Origin of the sequence: Lentibacter algarum, assembly GCF_018860975.1 — a bacterium.
Classification (GTDB): Bacteria; Pseudomonadota; Alphaproteobacteria; order Rhodobacterales; family Rhodobacteraceae; genus Lentibacter; species Lentibacter algarum_A.
The window spans coordinates 552,958-573,553 of the sequence record NZ_JAHKQI010000008.1 but is presented as its reverse complement, the minus strand read 5'-3'; the positions used below and the strand labels follow the sequence as shown (position 1 = coordinate 573,553).

At 56.6% G+C, this 20,596-nt stretch carries 15 protein-coding genes; 10 read left to right on the top strand and 5 right to left on the bottom strand.

What is annotated here, in order from left to right; all coding sequences use genetic code 11:
• Positions 1 to 148 precede the first annotated feature (148 nt).
• From fabF to KO498_RS12120, 3 genes are all read left to right on the top strand, one after another.
• The gene (gene fabF / locus KO498_RS12130; RefSeq protein ID WP_215960151.1) at positions 149 to 1,411 is read left to right on the top strand and encodes a beta-ketoacyl-ACP synthase II; all 1,263 of its coding nucleotides are present in this window, start codon (positions 149 to 151) and stop codon (positions 1,409 to 1,411) included.
• Positions 1,412 to 1,415: 4 nt separating this feature from the next.
• Positions 1,416 to 2,570, top strand: a complete 1,155-nt coding sequence (gene mltG, locus KO498_RS12125) for an endolytic transglycosylase MltG (protein WP_215960150.1) — start codon at positions 1,416 to 1,418, stop codon at positions 2,568 to 2,570.
• Between the two features lie 199 nt (positions 2,571 to 2,769).
• A complete protein-coding gene (locus tag KO498_RS12120; protein WP_215960149.1) occupies positions 2,770 to 3,354 on the top strand; it encodes an HNH endonuclease in 585 nt (194 codons plus the stop codon).
• Here the strand turns inward: KO498_RS12120 and KO498_RS12115 are convergent.
• The 5 genes from KO498_RS12115 to KO498_RS12095 all read right to left on the bottom strand — a co-directional run bounded on the left by KO498_RS12115 (position 3,327) and on the right by KO498_RS12095 (position 8,167).
• Positions 3,327 to 4,784 (bottom strand): MFS transporter, encoded by a 1,458-nt coding sequence (locus KO498_RS12115; protein WP_215960148.1) that lies wholly within the window; start codon positions 4,782 to 4,784, stop codon positions 3,327 to 3,329. The genes KO498_RS12120 and KO498_RS12115 overlap by 28 nt on opposite strands.
• 12 nt (positions 4,785 to 4,796) lie before the next feature.
• Positions 4,797 to 5,312, bottom strand: coding sequence for a bactofilin family protein (locus KO498_RS12110; RefSeq protein ID WP_215960147.1), 516 nt, complete (start codon positions 5,310 to 5,312; stop codon positions 4,797 to 4,799).
• Entirely contained in the window at positions 5,302 to 6,642 is a 1,341-nt protein-coding gene (locus KO498_RS12105; protein ID WP_215960146.1) for a M23 family metallopeptidase, read from the bottom strand. The genes KO498_RS12110 and KO498_RS12105 overlap by 11 nt, the downstream gene beginning before the upstream one ends.
• 207 nt (positions 6,643 to 6,849) lie before the next feature.
• Entirely contained in the window at positions 6,850 to 7,677 is an 828-nt protein-coding gene (locus tag KO498_RS12100; protein WP_215960145.1) for a ferritin-like domain-containing protein, read from the bottom strand.
• Entirely contained in the window at positions 7,670 to 8,167 is a 498-nt protein-coding gene (locus tag KO498_RS12095; RefSeq protein WP_215960144.1) for a peroxiredoxin, read from the bottom strand. The genes KO498_RS12100 and KO498_RS12095 overlap by 8 nt, the downstream gene beginning before the upstream one ends.
• A 142-nt stretch (positions 8,168 to 8,309) precedes the next feature.
• Between KO498_RS12095 and KO498_RS12090 the strand changes: the two genes are divergently transcribed.
• The 7 genes from KO498_RS12090 (at position 8,310) to uvrA (ending at position 20,594) form a co-directional block, all read left to right on the top strand.
• A complete protein-coding gene (locus KO498_RS12090; RefSeq protein WP_215960143.1) occupies positions 8,310 to 11,654 on the top strand; it encodes an AsmA-like C-terminal region-containing protein in 3,345 nt (1,114 codons plus the stop codon).
• Entirely contained in the window at positions 11,651 to 12,715 is a 1,065-nt protein-coding gene (gene queA / locus KO498_RS12085) for a tRNA preQ1(34) S-adenosylmethionine ribosyltransferase-isomerase QueA (protein WP_215960142.1), read from the top strand. The genes KO498_RS12090 and queA overlap by 4 nt, the downstream gene beginning before the upstream one ends.
• A gap of 82 nt (positions 12,716 to 12,797) precedes the next feature.
• Positions 12,798 to 14,051 (top strand): MFS transporter, encoded by a 1,254-nt coding sequence (locus KO498_RS12080; protein WP_215960141.1) that lies wholly within the window; start codon positions 12,798 to 12,800, stop codon positions 14,049 to 14,051.
• Positions 14,052 to 14,152: 101 nt separating this feature from the next.
• The gene (locus tag KO498_RS12075; RefSeq protein ID WP_215960140.1) at positions 14,153 to 14,740 is read left to right on the top strand and encodes a DUF924 family protein; all 588 of its coding nucleotides are present in this window, start codon (positions 14,153 to 14,155) and stop codon (positions 14,738 to 14,740) included.
• A gap of 142 nt (positions 14,741 to 14,882) precedes the next feature.
• Complete coding sequence (gene lpdA / locus KO498_RS12070; RefSeq protein WP_215960139.1) at positions 14,883 to 16,277, top strand: dihydrolipoyl dehydrogenase; 1,395 nt, start codon at positions 14,883 to 14,885, stop codon at positions 16,275 to 16,277.
• A gap of 20 nt (positions 16,278 to 16,297) precedes the next feature.
• Complete coding sequence (locus tag KO498_RS12065) at positions 16,298 to 17,482, top strand: MFS transporter (protein WP_215960138.1); 1,185 nt, start codon at positions 16,298 to 16,300, stop codon at positions 17,480 to 17,482.
• 253 nt (positions 17,483 to 17,735) lie between these two features.
• A complete protein-coding gene (uvrA, locus tag KO498_RS12060) occupies positions 17,736 to 20,594 on the top strand; it encodes an excinuclease ABC subunit UvrA (RefSeq protein WP_215960137.1) in 2,859 nt (952 codons plus the stop codon).
• Positions 20,595 to 20,596: the final 2 nt, after the last annotated feature.

Sequence of the window (20,596 nt, the reverse complement as noted above, 5' to 3'; positions counted from 1 at the left end):
GCAAGCATGCGGGCCGTTTTTCTTTTGAGAGATTATGAACACCGGGCAAGACTATCGGCAGCATCGTGCTATTTGAGCGATGCGCACTCTTGCCCCAAGACCCCAAGCCGCGGTATGAGCGGGCAGGGAAATAGGGAAGGGCCTTTTTATGCGTCGAGTAGTTGTAACAGGCATCGGGCTTGTCACGCCTTTGGGCGGCAATGTAGATGACAGCTGGGCCAACATTCTGGCTGGCAAAAGCGGCGCTGGCACGATCACCCAGTTTAACCCCGAGCGCGTGGCAACCAAATATGCCTGTGAAGTTAAGCACGGCGACGGCACCAATGGCACCTTCAACTACGAAGACTGGATGGCGCCCAAAGAGCGCCGAAAGGTTGACGACTTTATCCTCTACGGCATTGCCGCGGCAGGCCAAGCGGTAACAGACGCTGACTGGATGCCCGAAGACGAAGAGAGCCGCCTGCGCACCGGCGTCATGATCGGCTCTGGTATTGGTGGTCTTAAGTCAATCGAGGCGACAACGCTGCTCATGGCCGAAAAAGGCCCGCGCCGCGTTTCGCCGTTCTTTATTCCTGGTGCATTGATCAACCTGATTTCAGGGCAAGTCGGCATCAAGTATGGTTTCAAGGGCCCCAACCACTCGGTTGTGACGGCCTGCTCGACGGGCGCGCACGCGATTGGCGACGCGTCACGCCTTATTCAGCATGGCGACGCCGAAGTTATGGTTGCTGGCGGTGCAGAAGCCGCGATCTGCGAGATCGGGATCGCGGGCTTTAATGCCTGCAAAGCCCTCTCGACAGGTCACGATGACGACCCGACCAAAGCAAGTCGCCCGTGGGATGCTGACCGCGACGGTTTCGTCATGGGCGAGGGCGCTGGTGTTGTTGTATTGGAAGAATACGAACACGCCAAAGCGCGCGGCGCGAAGATATACGCAGAAGTGGCTGGCTATGGCCTGTCGGGCGATGCCTACCACATCACCGCTCCTCCACCTGACCACGAAGGCGCTGAACGTGCGATGCGCGCAGCCTGTGCAAACGCCGGCATTGACCCGACCGAGATTGACTACGTGAACGCGCACGGAACCTCAACGATGGCCGATACCATCGAACTAGGTGCTGTCGAGCGGATGATGGGGCCAGAGGCTTCGGCCAAGCTTTCGATGTCGTCAACCAAGTCGATGACGGGCCACTTGCTCGGCGCGGCGGGCGCGATCGAGGCGATTTTCTCGATCCTCGCGATCCGTGATCAAGTTGCGCCGCCAACGATCAACCTTGATACGGTGGACTGCGAAACAAATGTTGACCTTTGCGCCAACGAAAAACGCGAACGCAAAATCGACATTGCCTTGTCAAACAGCTTTGGCTTCGGGGGCACCAACGCCTCCGTTGTCTTTCGGAAGGTAGACTAACACTATGTGGCGACACATTGCCTCAAACGCACTGACAATGCTGATTGTCGGCATCTTCCTGCTCGGCGGGCTGATCTTGTGGGGCCAGAGCGAATATCAGGCCAAGGGCCCTTTGGATGAGCAAATATGTCTGCGTGTCGAGCGCGGCAGCACTGTCAGCCGCGTCTCGAACTGGCTTGCGGACCAAGGTGCTGTGAGCTCGGGGATGCTGTTGCGTGTGGGCATGGATTATGCCGACCAAACAGGCAAACTCAAAGCCGGAAGCTACCTCGTGCCAGCGGGCGCGAGCATGGCAGATATCGCGTCGATCATTACCAAAGGCGGCGCGTCGACCTGCGGCACGGAGGTTGTGTTTAGGGTCGGTGTCACGCGCATGAGCACTATTGTGCGCGAGCTTGATCCGTCGACCAACAAATTCGTCGAGAAGGCCAAGTTTGACCCGTCGGTTGACGAAATTCCGCAGGCGTTTACGGCAGTGATCGAGCAATCAGACGCGCGCTTCCGGCTTGCTGTCGCCGAAGGTGTGACCAGCTGGCAAGTGGTTCAAGGCCTCAAAGCAATCTCGCTGCTTGATGGCGCCACCGGTGATGTGCCCGCCGAGGGCAGCCTCGCACCAGACAGCTATGAGTTCAAGAAAGGCGACAAGCGCGCTGATATCATCGCCCAGATGAGCCAACGCCAAGAGGTTATTCTGGCCGCAGCTTGGGAAGGACGCGCCGAAGGCCTGCCTGTGAAGAGCGCTGAAGAGGCTCTGGTTCTCGCGTCTCTGATCGAGAAAGAAACAGGCGTGGCCGAAGAGCGGCGACAGGTTGCGAGTGTGTTCACCAACCGGCTGAACAAGGGCATGAAGCTGCAAACCGACCCAGCCGTGATCTACGGCATTACCAAGGGCGAAGGGGTGCTGGGCCGTGGTCTGCGCCGCAGTGAATTGCGCAAGCCGACGCCGTTTAACACCTATGTAATCGACGCCTTGCCGCCAACTCCGATCGCCAACCCGGGACGCGCGAGCATCGAAGCCGCACTCAACCCCGACAGCACGGAGTATATCTTCTTTGTGGCTGATGGCACCGGTGGCCACGCATTTGCCGTGACGCTGGACGAGCACAACAAGAATGTCGCTAAGTGGCGCGCGATCGAGGCAGAACGCGCCAACGACTAAGAGCAACATCTTCGCAATCACATCTAAAGGCGCGCCCCACACGGCGTGCCTTTTTCGTTTGTATAACCCTAGGAATGTAGCTTCTACATCATGAGGCTTGCCGTGTGCTTGCCACGATATATAGTGGCAATCAACGCAACATAGGCCAATGGCCCGAAGAAATACGAGATGAGAACAAACAAACAGGGTTTTAGGCAAGATGGATGGTCACTTCAGGGACGATTTCGTTAAGCATCCGGGTGCGCTCAAGCAGCATCCGGCGCTGGTGCTCAATGCGGACTACAGGCCGCTATCATACTTCCCGTTGTCGCTATGGCCGTGGCAAGACGCTGTTAAGGCCGCTTGGCTTGATCGGGTTGATATCGTCGCCGAGTATGATCAAATCGTTCGTAGCCCTTCGATGCAGATCAAGATCCCTTCAGTGGTGGTGCTCAAGGACTATGTGAAGCCGCAAAAGGGCGTGGCTTTCACCCGTTTCAACCTGTTTTTGCGTGATGAGTTTTGCTGTCAGTATTGCGGTGCCAAGGGCGACCTTACCTTTGATCACGTGATTCCGCGGGCTGCTGGCGGGGTGACGAGCTGGCAGAACGTTGTGGCCGCGTGTTCGCCGTGTAATCTGCGCAAAGGGTGTAAGAGCCTTCGCAACTCGGGTCTAAGACTGCGTAGAGCACCACGCGCGCCCGAGGCAGAAGAACTGCGCAATCGTGGCCGTAAGTTTCCACCCAATCACCTGCACGAAAGCTGGATGGATTTTCTCTATTGGGATGCGGAACTCGACGCCTGAGGCGAGAGGCCAAACCACGCCACGAGTGCGCCGAGGAAGGCCGAAAGCGCCGCCAGCAATGTGACCGCCTGAAACCCAGATATCATTGCCGGTTTGTGTGACGCCACGCTGGAAATCGCACCAAAGCTACCCTCGGAAACACCAAGATATCCGGCTTGTGCTGCCAGTCCGAGCGCCGCAACTCCGAACAGACCGGCCATACGAGCGACGGCATTGTTTATACCGGATGCGCTGCCGGCGTGGGAATCGGGAGCGGCCCCCATCACAGCTGTCGACAGGGGCGCTACAACGCAGCCAACTCCAAAGCCGATCACACTTGTGGCGGGGAGAACACCAGTGAAAAACTGCTCGGTGGTGATCGCGACGGAAAGCAAAGCGAAACCGCCGCTGGCAACAATGGCGCCAAGGCTGATCAACGGGCGAGGGCCGATGCTCCCCGCGAGCGCGCCGGCTTTTGCCGACAGCAATGCAATAAACACGGTCAACGGAGCAAAAGTCAGCGACGTGAGCAGGGGGCTTTGACCCCAGCCAGTGATCAGTGTCATCGGCAGGTAAAACAAGACGCCATTGAAACCGAAGTAGAGCAGGAATGTTGCCAGATTGACGGCGGAAAAGTCGCGGTTCGTAAACAGTGTCAGGTCAAGCATCGGGGCTGCGCAGCGCCGCTCATGGAAAATGAAGGCCGCAGCGACAGGCAAACCAGACAGCGTCAGCAGCAAACTCTCTTGTGTCAAACCGAGGGCGATAAGAAAGAGTGATAGAGTTGCCAAACAGGCTCCGATGGCGTCGACTTGCTGTGTGGTGTCGCGCTTGGTGTCGGTTGTAAACTGCCAAACAAGCCAAACCGCCAGGCCACCGAGCGGCAAGTTGATCGCAAAGATCAGCCGCCATGCTTCCGGTCCTCCTGTGCTGAGAGCCAAGCCACCAAGGGCAGGCCCAAGTGCTGTTGTGAGCGCCGAGCACGCAGCCCAAAGGCCGATAGCTTTGCCGCGTTCTTCGGGCGGGTAGGCCCTCGAAATGACGGCCAGTGAGCCCGGAACCATGAGCGCTGCCCCAAGCCCTTGCAGGAGCCGCGCGATGATCATCTGTGTGGGGTTGGCTGCTGTCGCACAGATACAGGAGGCCACCACAAACAAAGTGATACCACTGCGGAAACTGCGGCTAAGGCCGAATTTGTCTGCCAAGGCGCCGCCGGCCAGAATACATGCGCTGAGAGTCAGCATATAGCCGTTGTGAAACCACTGGGCTTCGGCGAGTCCCGCCCCGAGGCTGTCGCGCATAGCGGGCAGAGCGATCGCGAGCACCGAGCTGTCGATGAAACCGAGTGCAGATGCAAGCACGGCAGCTATGAGCACAAAGTGGCGCTTGTCTGAGGGCACAAAAGAAACGGGCACCGCCGTGTTGTGCGATGCCCGTTCTGGTCTGTTCATGCTTGTTTCAGCTTAGGCTGAAGGTGTCGGTTTGGCTGTCGGAACAGCGCCTTTGCCGCCCGAATTCAGTGGATCATCCTGACGCTGCACCGAGCCTTCAAAATGGGCACCACTTTCGATGGCGATCGTTTTGTGAATGATGTCACCTTCAACGCGCGCTGTAGACGTGAGGCGCACCTTGAGGCCACGCACACGACCAACGATGCGGCCAGTGACAACCACGTCATCAGCGATCACTTCGCCTTTGACTGTAGCGGTTTCACCCACTGTCAAAAGATGCGCGCGGATGTCGCCTTCGATCGTGCCTTCAACTTGAATGTCACCAGTTGTTTTGAGGTTGCCTGTGATGTGCAGGTCTGACGACAACACCGAGGCTGGTGGTTTGGCTTTCGGAGGCGAAGCTTTGAACTCGCTCGGAGCGGGTGTCGCGGGCTTGCTTGGCGCGCTTGGTGCTTTGTCGGCGGATCCCGCTGAAGTTGCTTCGTCGGCTTTCGGGCCTGGTTCATTGATTTTGCTTTTAGAAAACATTGTTTGCTGCCTTGATGTATACCATTGGGTTGACGGCCTTTCCGCCTACGCGAACTTCGTAATGAACATGAGGGCCAGTCACCCGTCCGGATGCTCCCATATCACCTATTCTGTCGCCACGCGATACCCTTTGTCCAACTTTAACACGAATTCGGTTCTGGTGAGCATAGCGGGTCTCAATTCCGAACTCATGCTGGATTTTGACCAAGCGGCCGTAGCCCGAGCTCCAGCCGGCATGCGTCACAACACCGTCAGCTGTTGCGTATAGCGGCGTTCCGACCGGGCCCGCAAAGTCGACACCTTTGTGCAAACGGCGACCGCCGGTCTTTGGATCACGGCGGTATCCGAAGGGCGATGTGAACCGGTAGCCCGCTTTTACGGGGTTCGCGAAAGGCGCGCGCGAAGCGGCGATGCGGTAAATGTTGAGACGATCAAGCTCACCGAGAATGCGATTGGCGCGTTGTGTCGAAAGGGAGGGCTCTTCTCCACGGGTAGAGAATGACAAAGGTGTAAGCGGCCCGCCTTGGCCTGAGTAACCGCTGCGAACCTTGCGCAGGATGCTGTCAGGGCTCATGCCTGCGGCGCGGAACATCTTGTCGAGCGGCTTTACAGAGACGGTCATGGCTTCTTCAAGGTGGCGGAAGATCTCGTCATTCTGCTCGTTCATAAAGGCGATGCGCTGCTCAAGTTCGGCTGCTTGCAGCAATGAGTCCTGTGCATCAGCAATAACTTTGTCACGTTCAGCCGCCGTTTCGGCCAATGCAGCGGTGATCAGATCAAGCGCCGCATTACCTGTGCTGCCAGAGCTTGAAGTGAAAGACGAGCCCGTGCCGCCTTGCTTCATCGCTGCGGTCAGCTGGATGGCTTCATCACGGGCGGTGTCACGTTCGTTCATCGCCGTTCGCAGGGTTTTCTGGACAATCTCGATCCCGGTTTCCATCTCGCGGCGGCGGGTTTCCGATGTCAGAAGTTGGGACTGCATCACCGAGATCTGCTCAAGCGCTTTGTTGAAGCGTTCCTGTGCTGCGAGTGCCTCTTCTGCGCGAATGTCGCGTTGCTGGGAAATGAAGTTCAGGCGTGCCTGATAAGTTTGCTGGTCTCGCTTGGCTTGCTCACGAAAGTTACCTGCACCGATCGAATCCATCAACAAAACCGCTGTGGCGATAATCGTCCATGCGACAACGGCGGCGGCACCCATAAAGGCAAACAACTGCATGCCAGGGCGAAGCCGGACAAATCGTGTGTCTTTGTCAGAGCGTAAAAAGACGCGTCGCTCCGGGAAGAAGCGCTCGAGAAAAGCGTCAAGGCGAATAGCAATCTTCGTTCGCAACGTGTCTATTCCTTGGTTTGTTCCACTATAGCCGGCATATGCATTTGCAGCAGACGCGACACCAACACAGGCGGCGCTCAACCAGAGGCTACCCGAAATGTGCTTAACGCCCTGCACGAAAGCGTGCAAGTTTATTGCGCAAATGTCGCCGCATCACATTGGAAACAGGGGTAAAACGGCAAGAAACTGCCGACAGCTTTGACGTGACTAGCCGCGCGCAGGAGGTTCGGCATCGCTAAGCGGCCAGTAGAAATCAGGCGGCAAACCGGCTTCAGCGCGCTTCTCTTCATTGAAGGGTGGTTTGAGTGTGCTGTGGAAGTAGTGCTTCACGAGACGGTGGAACTCGTCTTTCGGATCAAGTTCGTAGCGTCCACACAGAAAATGAAACCACTTGGAACCGTAGGCCACATGTCCGACTTCTTCGGCATAGATCACCTCAAGTGCAGAAACGGTCTGGGCGTCGTTGGCCTTGCGAAAAACTTCGATCATCCCGGGGGTGACATCAAGTCCGCGTGCTTCAAGCACCATAGGCACCACCGCGAGCCTGCCCATCAAGTCTTCGGCGGTGTCTTCGGCGGCGCGCCACATGCCCGCATGCGCAGGTAAGGCGCCATAATGGCTTCCATGGGTTTCCAAGCAGTCACACATGAGGTTGAAATGATTGGATTCTTCGTCGGCAGCCCGAACCCAGTCATCAAAAAATCCGATCGGAAATGGCACATCAGAAAACCGCGCGACCATATCCCAGTGCAGATCTACAGCGTTGAGCTCGATATGGGCCACTGCGTGCAGGAGCGCGAGGCGGCCTTTCTCGGAGCCAGGCTTGCGGCGGGGCACGTCACGCGGGTTAAGCAGCTCGGGTTGCGTGGGGCGAGCAGGGTGCAACGGCGGCTCGGCAGTGCCGATCTCCAAGGGCTCATTTGCCGCGCGTGCGGCGAACCACGTGGCCGCATGTTTTCGCGACAGCGCAGTTTTTGCGCGTCCGTCAGCGGTTGTAAGCACTTCGACAGCCATTTGGGCGAGAGTATCACCCATCAGTGGCTCCATCGGTGGCTCCATCAGTGAGCGCCTTCACGGCCTCCAGAACGTCTTCAACATGGCCGTCAACTTTGACTTTGCGCCAGCTGCGCACAACTTGCCCATCGGCGTTGATCAAAAACGTCGAGCGCTCAATGCCCATGAACTTTTTACCATACATGTTCTTTTCCTTCCAAACACCAAAGGCCTCGCAAGCGTCGCTGTGTTCGTCCGACAAAAGCGGCACGTTCAACTCTTGTTTGATGCGGAATTTTTCATGGCTGGCGAGGCTGTCTTTTGACACCCCGAAAACCTGCACGCCGAGAGCCTCAAATGTTGGCAGGTGTTCGGAAAAGCCTTTGGCTTCGGTGGTGCAGCCTGGCGTGTTGTCACGCGGGTAAAAGAACAACACAAAGGGGGCTCCGCGTAAACTGTCCAGCTTGAGGTGCTCGCCTGCCTCGGTCAGCAAAGCTGCGTTCGGAGCGGGAAACTGCGTATCATCTACCATCGTGGAATTACCTCTATTCTCTGTTTCTGTTTCATATTATCGCGAGCAGGAGAAGTGCAACGCTTATGATGACAGTTTTGCCGAGCGCAGCTGATAGAGAGTTGTTATAGTTGTCATGCGGGCAAGCCTTGCCGCGCGGAGCATGCAAAAGGAAGCTGTAAGCCAGACCATGACCTCAGAGCCAGAAGACAAACCGCAGGACGCACAAAAGGATGGTGCGGCGCCTGTGCGCAAGCGTAAAAGCAAGCGCAGGCGGGCGGCTGTTGGCTTGCTGAGCCTGATCGCACTGATTGCTTTGGTGGTTGTCGGCTTTGTTGGCTTGCTGGCTTTGAAACAGGAGCCGCTTGAAGCGCCGGAGTGGGTGCAAAGCAGGCTAGAAGCGCAGTTGAACAAGGCGTTGACACCCTATTCTGCAGAAATGGGAACTGCGGCGCTCACAGTTGACGAGGGGTGGGTTCCGCGGATTGTCCTAAGAGATGTCGAGTTTCGTGACCAAGCGGGAGCACGGCTGGTTGTGCTAGACACCATCGAAGCGCGCGCTGCCATCGCTCCTTTGATGCGCGGGAAATTACACCCGAGCACGCTGTCACTGTCAGGCTCGCGGCTTTTGCTGAGGCGCGACAAGAACGGAACATTCTGGCTCAGCTTTGGTGAGGAATTGAACGCTTCGGGGCAGGGCAAGGGCTTTGCAGAACTGATTGGTGGAATCGATGCATTGCTAATGCGCCCCGAGTTTAGCGAGTTCGCGAGCATTGTCGCCAATGATGTGACACTAAGATATGAAGACGAACGCGCAGACCGTGCCTGGACAGTTGACGGCGGGCGGCTTGATCTGGGCCATAAAGACGGTGAACTTGATCTGAGAGCCGATTTTGCGGTTCTGACCGGTGGCGCCGTTGCTGCCGGTGTCGAGTTGAGCTTTGCCAGCACGGTCGGCTCACCAAACGCAATCATCGGCATGTCGCTGACTGATTTTCCGGCGCGCGATCTGGCGTCGCAATCGCCTGCGGTTTCGTGGCTTGAAGCCCTGCGCGCGCCAATATCCGGTGCATTGCGGGTTGAAATGAACGAAGATGGCGAGTTGGGCCCGCTCAGTGGAACTTTGCAAATTGGGGAAGGGGTCTTGCAACCGAACGACAGCACGTCACCGGTGCCTTTCACAGCTGCGCGCACCTATTTCACATATGATCCGGTTGAACAGATTGTGCAGTTTGACGAGATCAATTTGCAGAGTGAGTGGGTTACGCTGCGCGCCGATGGCAAGCTCGGGCTTGTGATGTCAAAAACCGGCTGGCCGAGTGCGTATGTCGGCCAGCTTCGTTTTGGTGAAATCGCTGCCAAGCCGGGTGACTTTTTGAGTGATAAAGTCTCCTTTGATAGCGGTTATGCTGACATTCAACTCCGCCTCGATCCGTTTCGCGTCAGCCTAGGGCAATTGGACCTGACCGACGGCGACACGAGATTTCATGTTGAAGGCACGTTTGCGGCTCTCGCAGAAGGTTGGGGCTATCACTTGCAGGCAGGAGCGCGCGGCCTTGAGGTTGAGCATGTGATGCGTCTATGGCCGCCTCAAGTGAGCACGCGCACCCGCGACTGGGTAGCCGCCAATGTGCTCGAAGGGCGGCTTGACGAGGCACAAGTGGGGTTGCGCGCCGGGCCGGGTGACAAGCCTTCTCCGTATATTGCCTTCGCGTATTCAGATGTAACGCTGCGCTTCATCGACACTATGCCGTTGATCAAGGGTCTGAGCGGGCAAGCCAGCCTGCTGCGTAACCGCTTTGCTGCACGCGCCACAAAAGGCACAATAACGGCGCCTCAGGGCGGAACTTTAGACATCGCCGGAACCGAGTTTATCATTCCCAAGACAGGGCCATCAGGCGTAACTGCGACAGTCAATGCGGCCGCCAACGGGCAGATAACGGCTTTGCTGAGCACGCTGGATCAGGAGCCGCTGAACCTGATTACAAAAGCGGGCCAGTCAGTTACGATGGCTGACGGCCAGGTTAAGGCTAAAGGGCTTGTGAGCTGGGTTATGCAGCGCAATTTGCCAACTGATGCAGTGCAGTTTGATGTGTCTGCCACATTGACTGACGTGCGCAGCGAGAGTCTTGTTCCCGGGCGGGTGCTTGCGGCTCAGGCTTTGCAAGCAAACGCCAAAAACGGAAGCTTGGTGATCTCTGGCGACGGGCGTATCGACACGGTGCCGTTTTCCGGCAAGTTCACCGCGCCTCTGGGGAAGGGCAGCAGCGCCAAAAGCACCATCACAGGCAGCATCGAATTGTCACCGAAGTTTGTCAGTGCGTTCAACATCGGCTTGCCGAGTGGCACCGTTACAGGACGGGGGCGCGGGACTATCAACATTTCGCTTACCAAAGGCGGATCAGCGAGCTTTGCGCTGACATCAAACCTCTCTGGAGTGGGGCTGAGTATTCCGCAGATCGGCTGGCGCAAGGCTGCCAAGAGCACTGGCAAGCTCTCGGTAACGGGGGCGTTCGGATCGCCTATGAAGATTGACCGGATTGTGCTTAATGCCGCCGGGCTTGATGCGCGCGGTAACGTGCGGTTAGGCACTGGCGGCAGTTTCAAAGATGCGCGCTTTGAGCGCGTTACCGTTGGCCGCTGGTTCAATGCTCCGGTTACCTTTGTCGGGCGCGGCAAGGGGCGGGTGCCAGCGATCGAGGTCAACGGCGGCAAGATAGATTTGTCGCGCACTTCCTTTAGTTCCGGTGGTGGTAGCTCCGGCGGTGGCGGGCCGATCACGGCGCGGCTTGGTGAGTTAAAGATCAGCGAAGGCATCGCCCTTACCGGCTTTCAGGGCAATTTTAATACGGCCCGCGGTTTTGAAGGCAACTTTACGGGGCTGGTGAATGGCCGTGCGCCAGTCAAGGGGCGCGTGGTGCCACAGAGCGGCCGCAGCGCTTTTCAGATCAGTTCCGACGATGGCGGCAAGGTTCTTGCTGCGGCAGGTTTGCTCAAGAACGCGGCAGGCGGCGCAATGACACTCACGCTCGCACCGGCGAAAGCGGAAGGCACATACAACGGCGCGCTCGATATCAAAAACACACGCTTGCGAGATGCGCCTGCAATGGCCGCTCTGCTCAACGCCGCCAGCATCATCGGGTTGCTCGAACAACTGGGCGGGCAGGGGATTCAGTTCAACCAGGTCGAAGCGCGTTTTCAGATGACACCGACGCAAGTGATTGTCAGCCGGTCTAGCGCTGTTGGCGCATCAATGGGCATCTCGATGGACGGTTATTACAACCTCGGCTCGGGGCAGATGGATATGCAGGGCGTTGTTTCACCGATTTTTCTTGTCAACGGGATCGGTGCGATCTTTACACGCAAGGGCGAAGGGCTTGTTGGCTTCAACTACAAGCTTCGGGGCACGGGCGCGAACCCGAAAGTCAATGTGAACCCGCTTTCGCTCTTTACGCCGGGCATGTTCCGCGAGATATTCCGCCGCCCAGCACCAGAAGTGAACCGATGAAACTTTCTGATTTTGACTTTGATCTGCCAGATGAGCTGATCGCAACGCGGCCAGCGCGCCCGCGCTCTTCTGCACGGCTTTTGGTTGCCGACGGGGAGCATATCACAGATGCGAATGTGAGCGACCTCACTAATTGGCTAAAGCGCGGCGATAGGCTTGTGCTCAACAACACCAAGGTAATTCCTGCACGCCTGTTCGGGCACCGTAGCCGCACAAGTGCGCAAGGACTTACGCAGGCAGCACTGGAAGTGACCTTGCTTGGCGCGCATGCTTCAGAGGGCTGGAACGCCTTGGTGAAACCTCTCAAGAAGCTACGTGACGGGGAAGTGATCCGGTTTGAGGCCGGACTTGAAGCACGTTGTGTCGGGCGGGCAAATGGGCAAGCACATCTGGTGTTCAACCTTGAAGGAGAAGCCTTCGAGGCGGCGCTCAACGAGGCCGGCGCGATGCCGTTGCCACCGTATATTGCTGCCAAGCGTGCCGCTGATGCGCAAGACAAGCAAGATTACCAAACCGTATTTGCCAAAGCTACAGGGGCAGTCGCCGCCCCGACGGCCTCGCTGCATTTTGATGAGGAATTGCTTGCCGAGCTTGCTGATCAGGGCGTCGAGTTTACGCAAGTTACGTTACATGTCGGAGCCGGGACGTTCCTTCCTGTGAAGGTCGAAGACGTAACAACACATAAGATGCATGCCGAGTGGGGCGAAGTGAGCGAACAGGCCGCAGATGAGATCAATGCAACCAAAGCCGCTGGCGGGCGGGTGATCCCTGTTGGCACTACGGCACTTAGGCTTATTGAAAGTGCTGCGCGGTCTGGCAAACTTGAACCGTGGCAAGGCGAAACCGACATATTCATCTACCCTGGCTTCACGTTTCATGTCGCCGACGCCTTGATGACCAACTTTCATTTGCCCAAATCTACGCTGATGATGTTGGTCTCTGCTTTGATGGGCTATGAACGCGTCAAAGCGATTTATGCTCATGCAATAAACGAGCAATACCGCTTCTTTTCCTACGGTGATTCCTCACTCCTTTTTCCCTCTGAAAAGACGGAAGACTAAAACAGACATCCGAGTGTCGTATTTAGTCTCGACAGTCGTGTTCAGGCCAGCCATTGGGCTGATATAGGTTTAGGAGACCAATATGCTGCAAGTTATCTCTTCATCATGGGCGCTATTGTTGGGCATGGGCCTACTAATGGTCGGCAACGGCCTGCAAGGCACGCTCTTGGGGGTGCGCGGCGATATCGAGGGCTTTTCGGCTTTTCAGATGTCTCTGGTGATGTCAGCATATTTCGTTGGCTTTCTGGGCGGTTCACGTATGGCCCCGGAAATGATCCGTCGTGTCGGCCATGTCCGTGTCTTCGCCGCACTTGCTTCATTTATCTCGGCAGTTTTGGTGCTCTATGCAACATGGGCAAATCCACTTGTCTGGATGGTGTTGCGCATCGTCGTCGGCTTTTGTTTTGCAGGCGTTTATGTGACGGCAGAAAGCTGGCTCAACAACGCCTCTGACAATGAGAACCGTGGCAAAACACTCTCTGTCTATATGATGGTGCAGATGATTGGCATTGTCGCGGCTCAGGCGCTGCTATTGGCGGCTGACCCGTCAGGGTATGTGCTCTTTGTGATCATCTCGGTGCTGGTTTCAATCAGCTTTGCACCAATCTTGCTGTCGATCAGCCCGACGCCAGCGTTTGAGTTCACCAAGCCCAAAACCCTGCGCGAGATCATGGAGATATCCCCTCTGGGCTGTGTTGGTATGTTCCTGCTCGGCGGTGTTTTCTCGGCGCAGTTTGGTATGTCCGCTGTTTACGGCGCGTCGATAAAGCTGACGCTATCGCAGATCTCGCTATTTGTATCAGCGTTCTACATTGGGGCGACGCTATTGCAGTATCCGCTGGGTTGGATATCTGACAGGATGGATCGTCGTCTGCTGATTATGCTTGTCGCGGCCCTCGGCACCACCGGTGCGGTGCTAGGTATGTTCGCTGGCAGCAACTTCACCATATTGCTCTTGGCTGCGTTTGTGATCGGCGGCACGTCAAACCCGCTTTACTCCCTGCTGTTGGCTTACACCAATGACTTCATTGAGCTCGAAGATATGGCAGCGGTGTCTGGCGGTTTGGTGTTCATCAACGGTTTGGGCGCGATCTCTGGGCCAATTATCGCTGGCTGGATGATGAGCGCTGTTGGCGCGCCAGGTTACTTCCTGTTCCTCGCAATGCTTTTGGTGGCGATGGCCGCTTATGCTGGCTTCCGAATGACACAACGCGCCGCACGTTCGGTTGAGGAATCAAGCAATTATGCGCCGGTCTGGATGTCCTCTTCGCAAATGTCAGTAGAATATGCGCTTGAGACAGGCGCAGAAGACGCAGAAAGCACGGAAACGACATAAACAGATAAAATTTGTTGCAAAACTTTACTTTTATTGCAGGCTGCTTTGTGTAACGGTTTTGAGACACCTGAGGGGCACTCAGATTGCTTAGGAGGCAAACCATGAGCGCAGCGATACAGCCTGAAGACGTGCTGAAATTTTGGCTCGACGAGACAGGGCCAGAAGGGTGGTATACCCCGTCTGACGGACTTGATGAAGAAATTCGCAATCGTTTTGCATCGAGTTTGGAAGCAGCGCAGAAAAGTGAGCTTGGCATGTGGCTGACATATCCGAACGGAGCCTTGGCCTATATCATTCTGACAGATCAGTTTCCGCGCAATATGTTCCGCAATGACGGGCAGGCCTTTCGCTCCGACAGGATGGCACTGTGTGCTGCAAAGACAGCGATCAGCAAAGACTGGGATTTGAAGGTACATGAACCGGCGCGCCAATTCTTCTATATGCCGCTGATGCACTCTGAGAACCTGTGTGATCAGGAACGTTGCATCCGGCTGATGAAAGAGCGCTTACCGCAAACAGGGGCCGGTAACCTGTTGCATGCACGCGCGCACCGCGAAGTGATCCGACAGTTTGGGCGCTTTCCCTATCGCAATGAAGCACTGCAGCGTAAAAACACGCCGTCAGAGCAGAGCTATGTTTCAGCAGGCGGCTACGGACAGACCGTTCAGCAGCTTCAGGCTGCGGGGTAGGCGTTCAATCTCAATGGCTTAAGCATTGTGTTGACCTTGCGAGAACTCTGCATTGCTGCTTTGCAAGAATTAGTTTAACGTCAAACTACTTTTCGGAGGCCGATGATGCTTGCCGATTCTTCTTGCGCACGCGGAGACAAAAATGACAGCTAAAACCTTTGATCTGATTGTAGTGGGAGCAGGGCCAGGCGGATATGTCGCCGCGATCCGGGGCGCACAGCTTGGTCTGAATGTCGCTATTGTTGAGCGCGAGCACATGGGCGGTATCTGCCTCAATTGGGGTTGCATCCCGACAAAGGCGCTGCTGCGCTCCTCGGAGGTCTTCCACCTTATGCAGCGCGCCAAAGAGTTTGGCCTGAGCGCGAGCAAGATCGACTACGATCTCGACGCGGTTGTCAAACGCTCGCGCGGTGTTGCCAACCAGCTTTCAGGCGGCATCAGCCATCTTATGAAAAAGAACAAAATCGCAGTGTTCATGGGCGAAGCTACCTTGCCAGCCAAGGGCAAGGTAAGCGTGAAGGGCGAGAAGGGCACAGATGAGCTCACCGCCAAGAACATTGTGCTGGCCACAGGTGCGCGGGCACGTGAACTGCCGGGCCTTGAGGCCGATGGCAAGCTTGTCTGGACATACAAACACGCCCTCAACCCGCCGCATATGCCAAAGAAACTGCTGGTGATCGGCTCTGGCGCGATTGGCATCGAGTTTGCCAGTTTCTACAACACGCTGGGCGCCGACACGACTGTGGTCGAAGTTATGGACCGCGTTTTGCCGGTTGAAGACGCTGAAATCAGCGGCTTTGCCAAGAAGCAGTTTGTCAAACAGGGGATGAAGATCATGGAGAAAGCCATGGTCAAGAAACTCGACCGCGCCAAAGGTAAAGTCACTGCGCATATCGAAGTGAACGGCAAAGTCGAGAAGCAGGAGTTCGACACGGTCATTTCTGCGGTTGGTATTGTCGGCAATGTTGAAAATCTCGGGCTTGAAGCGCTTGGCGTGAAACTTGACCGAACCCACGTGACGGTTGATGAATACTGCCGCACGGGTGTTGACGGGCTGTTTGCCATTGGCGACATCGCCGGAGCCCCTTGGCTTGCCCACAAGGCCAGCCACGAGGGCGTTATGGTTGCTGAGTTGATCGCTGGCAAAAAGCCGCATGCTGTGCGCCCTGAGAGCATCGCAGGGTGCACATATTGCCACCCGCAAGTTGCGTCCGTGGGCTACACCGAGGCCAAAGCAAAAGAGCTTGGTTACGAGATCAAAGTCGGGCGCTTTCCTTTTATAGGCAACGGCAAAGCCATCGCCTTGGGCGAGCCAGAGGGCATGGTAAAAACTGTGTTTGACGCCAAAACCGGCGAGCTTTTGGGCGCGCATATGGTCGGCGCAGAAGTCACCGAGCTGATTCAAGGCTATGTGGTTGGCCGCCAGCTTGAAACAACGGAAGAAGACCTTATGCAAACGGTCTTCCCGCATCCGACACTCTCGGAAATGATGCACGAAAGCGTGCTTGACGCTTACGGGCAGGTCATTCACATGTAATGTCTCTCTGCGAGGCCCATATGAAACATACCAACTTCTTGCTCGTGTTCCTTCTGTGGGGGGCGGGCCTTGGCGCAGCTGCGCAATATGCCAAAGTCAGCGTGGTGTTTGACCGCTTGCCCGAACTCTACCCGCTGGCTGGTGCTTGGGTTGGGTTATCGGTGTCGTTTGTCGGCTTTGTTGGCATTATCCTTGGTGTGGTGGCAGGCGTTCTGGTGTCTCGCATTGGCTACAGACGGGCGCTACTGGCAGCGCTCTGGGGTGGGGCGGCAATCTCTGCACTGCAAACCTTCATCCCGCCGTTTTCCGCCTTTCTTGCCCTGCGTTTGCTTGAGGGCATCTCGCATTTGGCGCTGGTTGTGGCGTTGCCAACACTCATCGCTCAAGTCAGCGCGCCGCGGCATCGCGGGTTTACGCTTACGCTCTGGGGCACCTTCTTCGGGGTCGCCTTTGCGCTTCTGGCTTTCCTCGGAATGCCGTTGGTTGCCCGACATGGCGTCGCGGCGTTGTTTGCTGCACACGCTGCTTACATGGCGGTTTTTGCCACAATCCTGACCGTGGTTGTGCGCCCGCTACCGCGCACGGAACCCGAAGAACTGCCAAGTCTCAGGCAACTGTTAGACAAACATCTGACACTCTACCGCTCGGCGAGCATTCCCGCTCCAGCGTTTGGTTGGCTGTTTTATACCTTCTGCTTTGTTGCTGTGCTTACGGTCATCCCGCCATATATCGCTGAAGCGGACAGAACATGGGTGATGGGGAGCATGCCACTTGCCTCGATCCTCAGTTCGATGACATTGGGCGTCTGGCTGATGCGCTATATCGCGGCGGTGCAGGTGTGCATCTTGGGTTTTGTCACGGCCGCCGCCGCGATGCTCTGGCTGTGGATCGCGCCTGGGCTGCCGCTGGCTTGCCTTGCGTTGGCGGGCTGCCTTGGCCTCATTCAAGGCGCGAGTTTTGCTGCCGTGCCGCAACTGTCTGGCACCGCCACAGAGCAAGCGCAGGCCAACGGCGCAATGGCGCAAATGGGCAACTTAGGTAACACGCTTGGCACACCTGTCATGGCGTTGGCGCTTGCAAGCTATGGCTACCAAGTGTTGCCACTGTTGGTTGGCACCATGCTGGCCCTCGGCGCATTGGTGCATGTCGGCATGGCTGCACGGCGTAGAAGCGGGCGCAGCACAGCTCATGGCCACAGTCACTGACCTTGTGACGGGACATTAAGTTATCAGCGCTCAGGACGGCAGCTATACAGATGTCGTGCTAAGCTATGAGGACGCCGACACTAGCGAAAACGCGAAATACGTTGTCCGGCTGACGGGCGTGGCCGAGCTTACCTCCGACGACGAGAGCTTTGGACCAGCCAAAATCGTGAGCGTTCCCCAAATGTTCTCACTTTCAGCTTGGAAGTTGTCGAGAAGTTAACTACATCTAACCTCGGAAACTGCGGAGGCGGATATGGCCGAGCTAAAAGCGATCGAAGTGCGTGGTGCGCGCGAGCATAACCTGAAATCGATTGACGTGAATATTCCGCGCGATCAGCTGGTGGTGATCACCGGCCTGTCGGGTTCGGGCAAGTCGTCGCTCGCCTTTGATACGATCTATGCCGAAGGCCAGCGTCGTTATGTCGAAAGCCTCAGCGCGTATGCCCGCCAGTTCCTTGATATGATGGAGAAACCGGACGTTGACCACATCAGCGGGCTGTCTCCAGCGATCTCGATCGAGCAGAAAACCACCAGCAAAAACCCGCGCTCGACTGTCGGCACCGTAACCGAGATTTACGACTATCTGCGCTTGCTATTTGCCCGCGCTGGCACGCCCTTTAGCCCCGCCACAGGCCTGCCGATTGAGGCGCAGCAAGTGCAAGACATGGTTGACCGCGCCATGCAACTCGAAGAGGGCACGCGCGGCTATTTGTTGGCGCCTATCGTGCGTGACCGCAAGGGTGAATACCGCAAGGAGTTTTTGGAACTACGAAAGCAAGGCTTCCAACGCGTCAAAGTTGACGGGGAGTTCTACGAGCTTGATGAACCGCCGAAGTTGGACAAGAAGTTTCGCCATGACATCGACGTTGTGGTTGACCGGATCGTTATTCGCGAAGGAATGGAAACCCGGCTTGCAGACAGCCTGCGCACTGCGCTTGATCTGGCCGATGGTATTGCTGTGCTTGAGACCGCGCCCAAAGAAGGCGATCCCGAGCGCATCACCTTTTCCGAGAAATTTGCCTGTCCTGTCAGCGGCTTCACGATCCCCGAGATTGAACCGCGCTTGTTCTCGTTCAATGCACCTTTCGGGGCCTGTCCGGAGTGTGACGGCCTCGGCATGGAGCTTTTCTTTGACGAACGTCTCGTTGTGCCTGACGCGACATTGAAAATTTACGATGGTGCCTTGGCCCCTTGGCGTAAGGGGAAATCACCGTATTTCCTCCAGACAATCGAGGCGATTGCCAAGCACTACGAGTTTGACAAGAACACCAAGTGGAAAGACTTGCCGGCGCATGTTCAGCAGGTGTTTTTGTATGGCTCGGGCGATGAGGAAATCGAATTCCGCTATGATGAAGGCGGGCGGGTTTACCAAGTTAGTCGCGTGTTTGAAGGGGTCATTCCCAATATGGAACGCCGCTACCGCGAGACAGACAGCAACTGGATTCGTGAGGAGTTTGAGCGCTACCAAAACAACCGCCCTTGTGGCGCTTGCAACGGCTTTCGCCTGCGCGACGAGGCCTTGGCTGTCAAAGTCGCGGGCCTGCATGCGGGCGAAGTCGTGCAAATGTCGATCCGCGAGGCGCTTGACTGGGTTGCCGCGGTGCCAGAGCAGCTTACAAAGCAAAAAAACGAGATCGCGCGGGCCATTTTGAAAGAGATCGGCGAGCGGCTTGGTTTCTTGAACAATGTCGGGCTTGAGTATCTGTCGTTGAGCCGTAATTCGGGCACGCTAAGCGGCGGTGAGAGCCAACGTATTCGCCTTGCCTCGCAGATCGGTTCAGGCTTGCAGGGTGTGCTTTACGTGCTCGACGAACCAAGTATCGGGCTTCACCAGCGCGACAATGGCCGCTTACTGACCACGCTCAAAAACCTTCGTGATGCCGGCAATACTGTGATCGTAGTCGAGCATGACGAAGAGGCCATTCGGGAGGCGGACTATGTCTTTGACATCGGCCCCGGCGCGGGCATTCACGGCGGTGAAGTCGTTTCCGAGGGCACGCCAGCACAGGTTATGGCCGACCCTAAATCACTGACAGGGCAGTATCTTTCTGGAAAACGTGAGATCGCGGTGCCAGACAAACGCCGCAAGGGCAATGGCAAGAAAATCAAAGTGGTCAAAGCCAGCGGCAACAACTTACAGAGCGTTACAGCCGAGTTCCCGCTGGGCAAATTTGTTTGCGTGACGGGCGTTTCCGGCGGCGGCAAGTCGACACTGACGATTGAAACCCTGTTCAAAACCGCCTCGATGCGCCTCAATGGAGCACGGCAAACACCGGCGCCATGCGAAACCATCAAAGGCCTTGAGAGTCTCGACAAGGTCATCGACATCGATCAACGCCCCATCGGCCGCACGCCACGTTCTAACCCTGCGACATACACAGGGGCCTTCACCCCGATCCGCGACTGGTTTGCTGGTTTGCCAGAGGCCAAGACCCGCGGCTACAAGCCCGGGCGGTTTAGCTTTAACGTCAAAGGCGGGCGTTGCGAGGCCTGTCAGGGGGACGGTGTGATCAAGATCGAGATGCACTTTCTGCCCGATGTTTATGTGGAATGCGAGACATGCAAAGGGGCGCGTTACAACCGCGAAACTTTGGAAATAAAGTTTAAAGGCAAGAGCATAGCCGACGTTCTTGATATGACAGTTGAGGAAGCTCAAGCCTTTTTCAAGGCGGTGCCAAGCATCCGCGACAAGATGGATGCCCTCATGCGGGTTGGCCTCGGCTACATCAAAGTTGGGCAGCAAGCGACGACGCTTTCTGGCGGCGAAGCACAGCGCGTGAAATTGTCAAAGGAGCTGGCAAAACGCTCGACGGGGCGCACGCTATACATCCTTGATGAGCCGACAACCGGCCTGCATTTTGAGGATGTGCGCAAGCTGCTGGAAGTGCTGCACGAGTTGGTCGATGGCGGCAACACTGTTGTGGTGATCGAGCACAATCTTGATGTGGTCAAAACTGCCGATTGGATCATCGACATTGGCCCTGAAGGCGGCGATGGCGGTGGCAAGATCGTGGCAGCAGGAACACCAGAGAAAGTCGCGGACGTAGAGGGCAGCTATACGGGCCACTACTTGAAAGACATGCTCAACCCGAAGCGCGCAGCGGCAGAATAGCG

Excerpts from the sequence above, each read along its gene's own strand:
- uvrA (WP_215960137.1), top strand. The coding sequence starts at position 17,736 with ATGGCCGAGCTAAAAGCGATCGAAGTGCGTGGTGCGCGCGAGCATAAC.
- KO498_RS12090 (WP_215960143.1), top strand. The coding sequence starts at position 8,310 with ATGCAAAAGGAAGCTGTAAGCCAGACCATGACCTCAGAGCCAGAAGAC.
- lpdA (WP_215960139.1), top strand. The coding sequence starts at position 14,883 with ATGACAGCTAAAACCTTTGATCTGATTGTAGTGGGAGCAGGGCCAGGC.
- KO498_RS12120 (WP_215960149.1), top strand. The coding sequence starts at position 2,770 with ATGGATGGTCACTTCAGGGACGATTTCGTTAAGCATCCGGGTGCGCTC.
- KO498_RS12075 (WP_215960140.1), top strand. The coding sequence starts at position 14,153 with ATGAGCGCAGCGATACAGCCTGAAGACGTGCTGAAATTTTGGCTCGAC.
- KO498_RS12110 (WP_215960147.1), bottom strand. The coding sequence starts at position 5,312 with ATGTTTTCTAAAAGCAAAATCAATGAACCAGGCCCGAAAGCCGACGAA.
- KO498_RS12080 (WP_215960141.1), top strand. The coding sequence starts at position 12,798 with ATGCTGCAAGTTATCTCTTCATCATGGGCGCTATTGTTGGGCATGGGC.
- KO498_RS12115 (WP_215960148.1), bottom strand. The coding sequence starts at position 4,784 with ATGAACAGACCAGAACGGGCATCGCACAACACGGCGGTGCCCGTTTCT.
- queA (WP_215960142.1), top strand. The coding sequence starts at position 11,651 with ATGAAACTTTCTGATTTTGACTTTGATCTGCCAGATGAGCTGATCGCA.
- mltG (WP_215960150.1), top strand. The coding sequence starts at position 1,416 with ATGTGGCGACACATTGCCTCAAACGCACTGACAATGCTGATTGTCGGC.
- KO498_RS12065 (WP_215960138.1), top strand. The coding sequence starts at position 16,298 with ATGAAACATACCAACTTCTTGCTCGTGTTCCTTCTGTGGGGGGCGGGC.
- KO498_RS12100 (WP_215960145.1), bottom strand. The coding sequence starts at position 7,677 with ATGGGTGATACTCTCGCCCAAATGGCTGTCGAAGTGCTTACAACCGCT.
- fabF (WP_215960151.1), top strand. The coding sequence starts at position 149 with ATGCGTCGAGTAGTTGTAACAGGCATCGGGCTTGTCACGCCTTTGGGC.
- KO498_RS12095 (WP_215960144.1), bottom strand. The coding sequence starts at position 8,167 with ATGGTAGATGATACGCAGTTTCCCGCTCCGAACGCAGCTTTGCTGACC.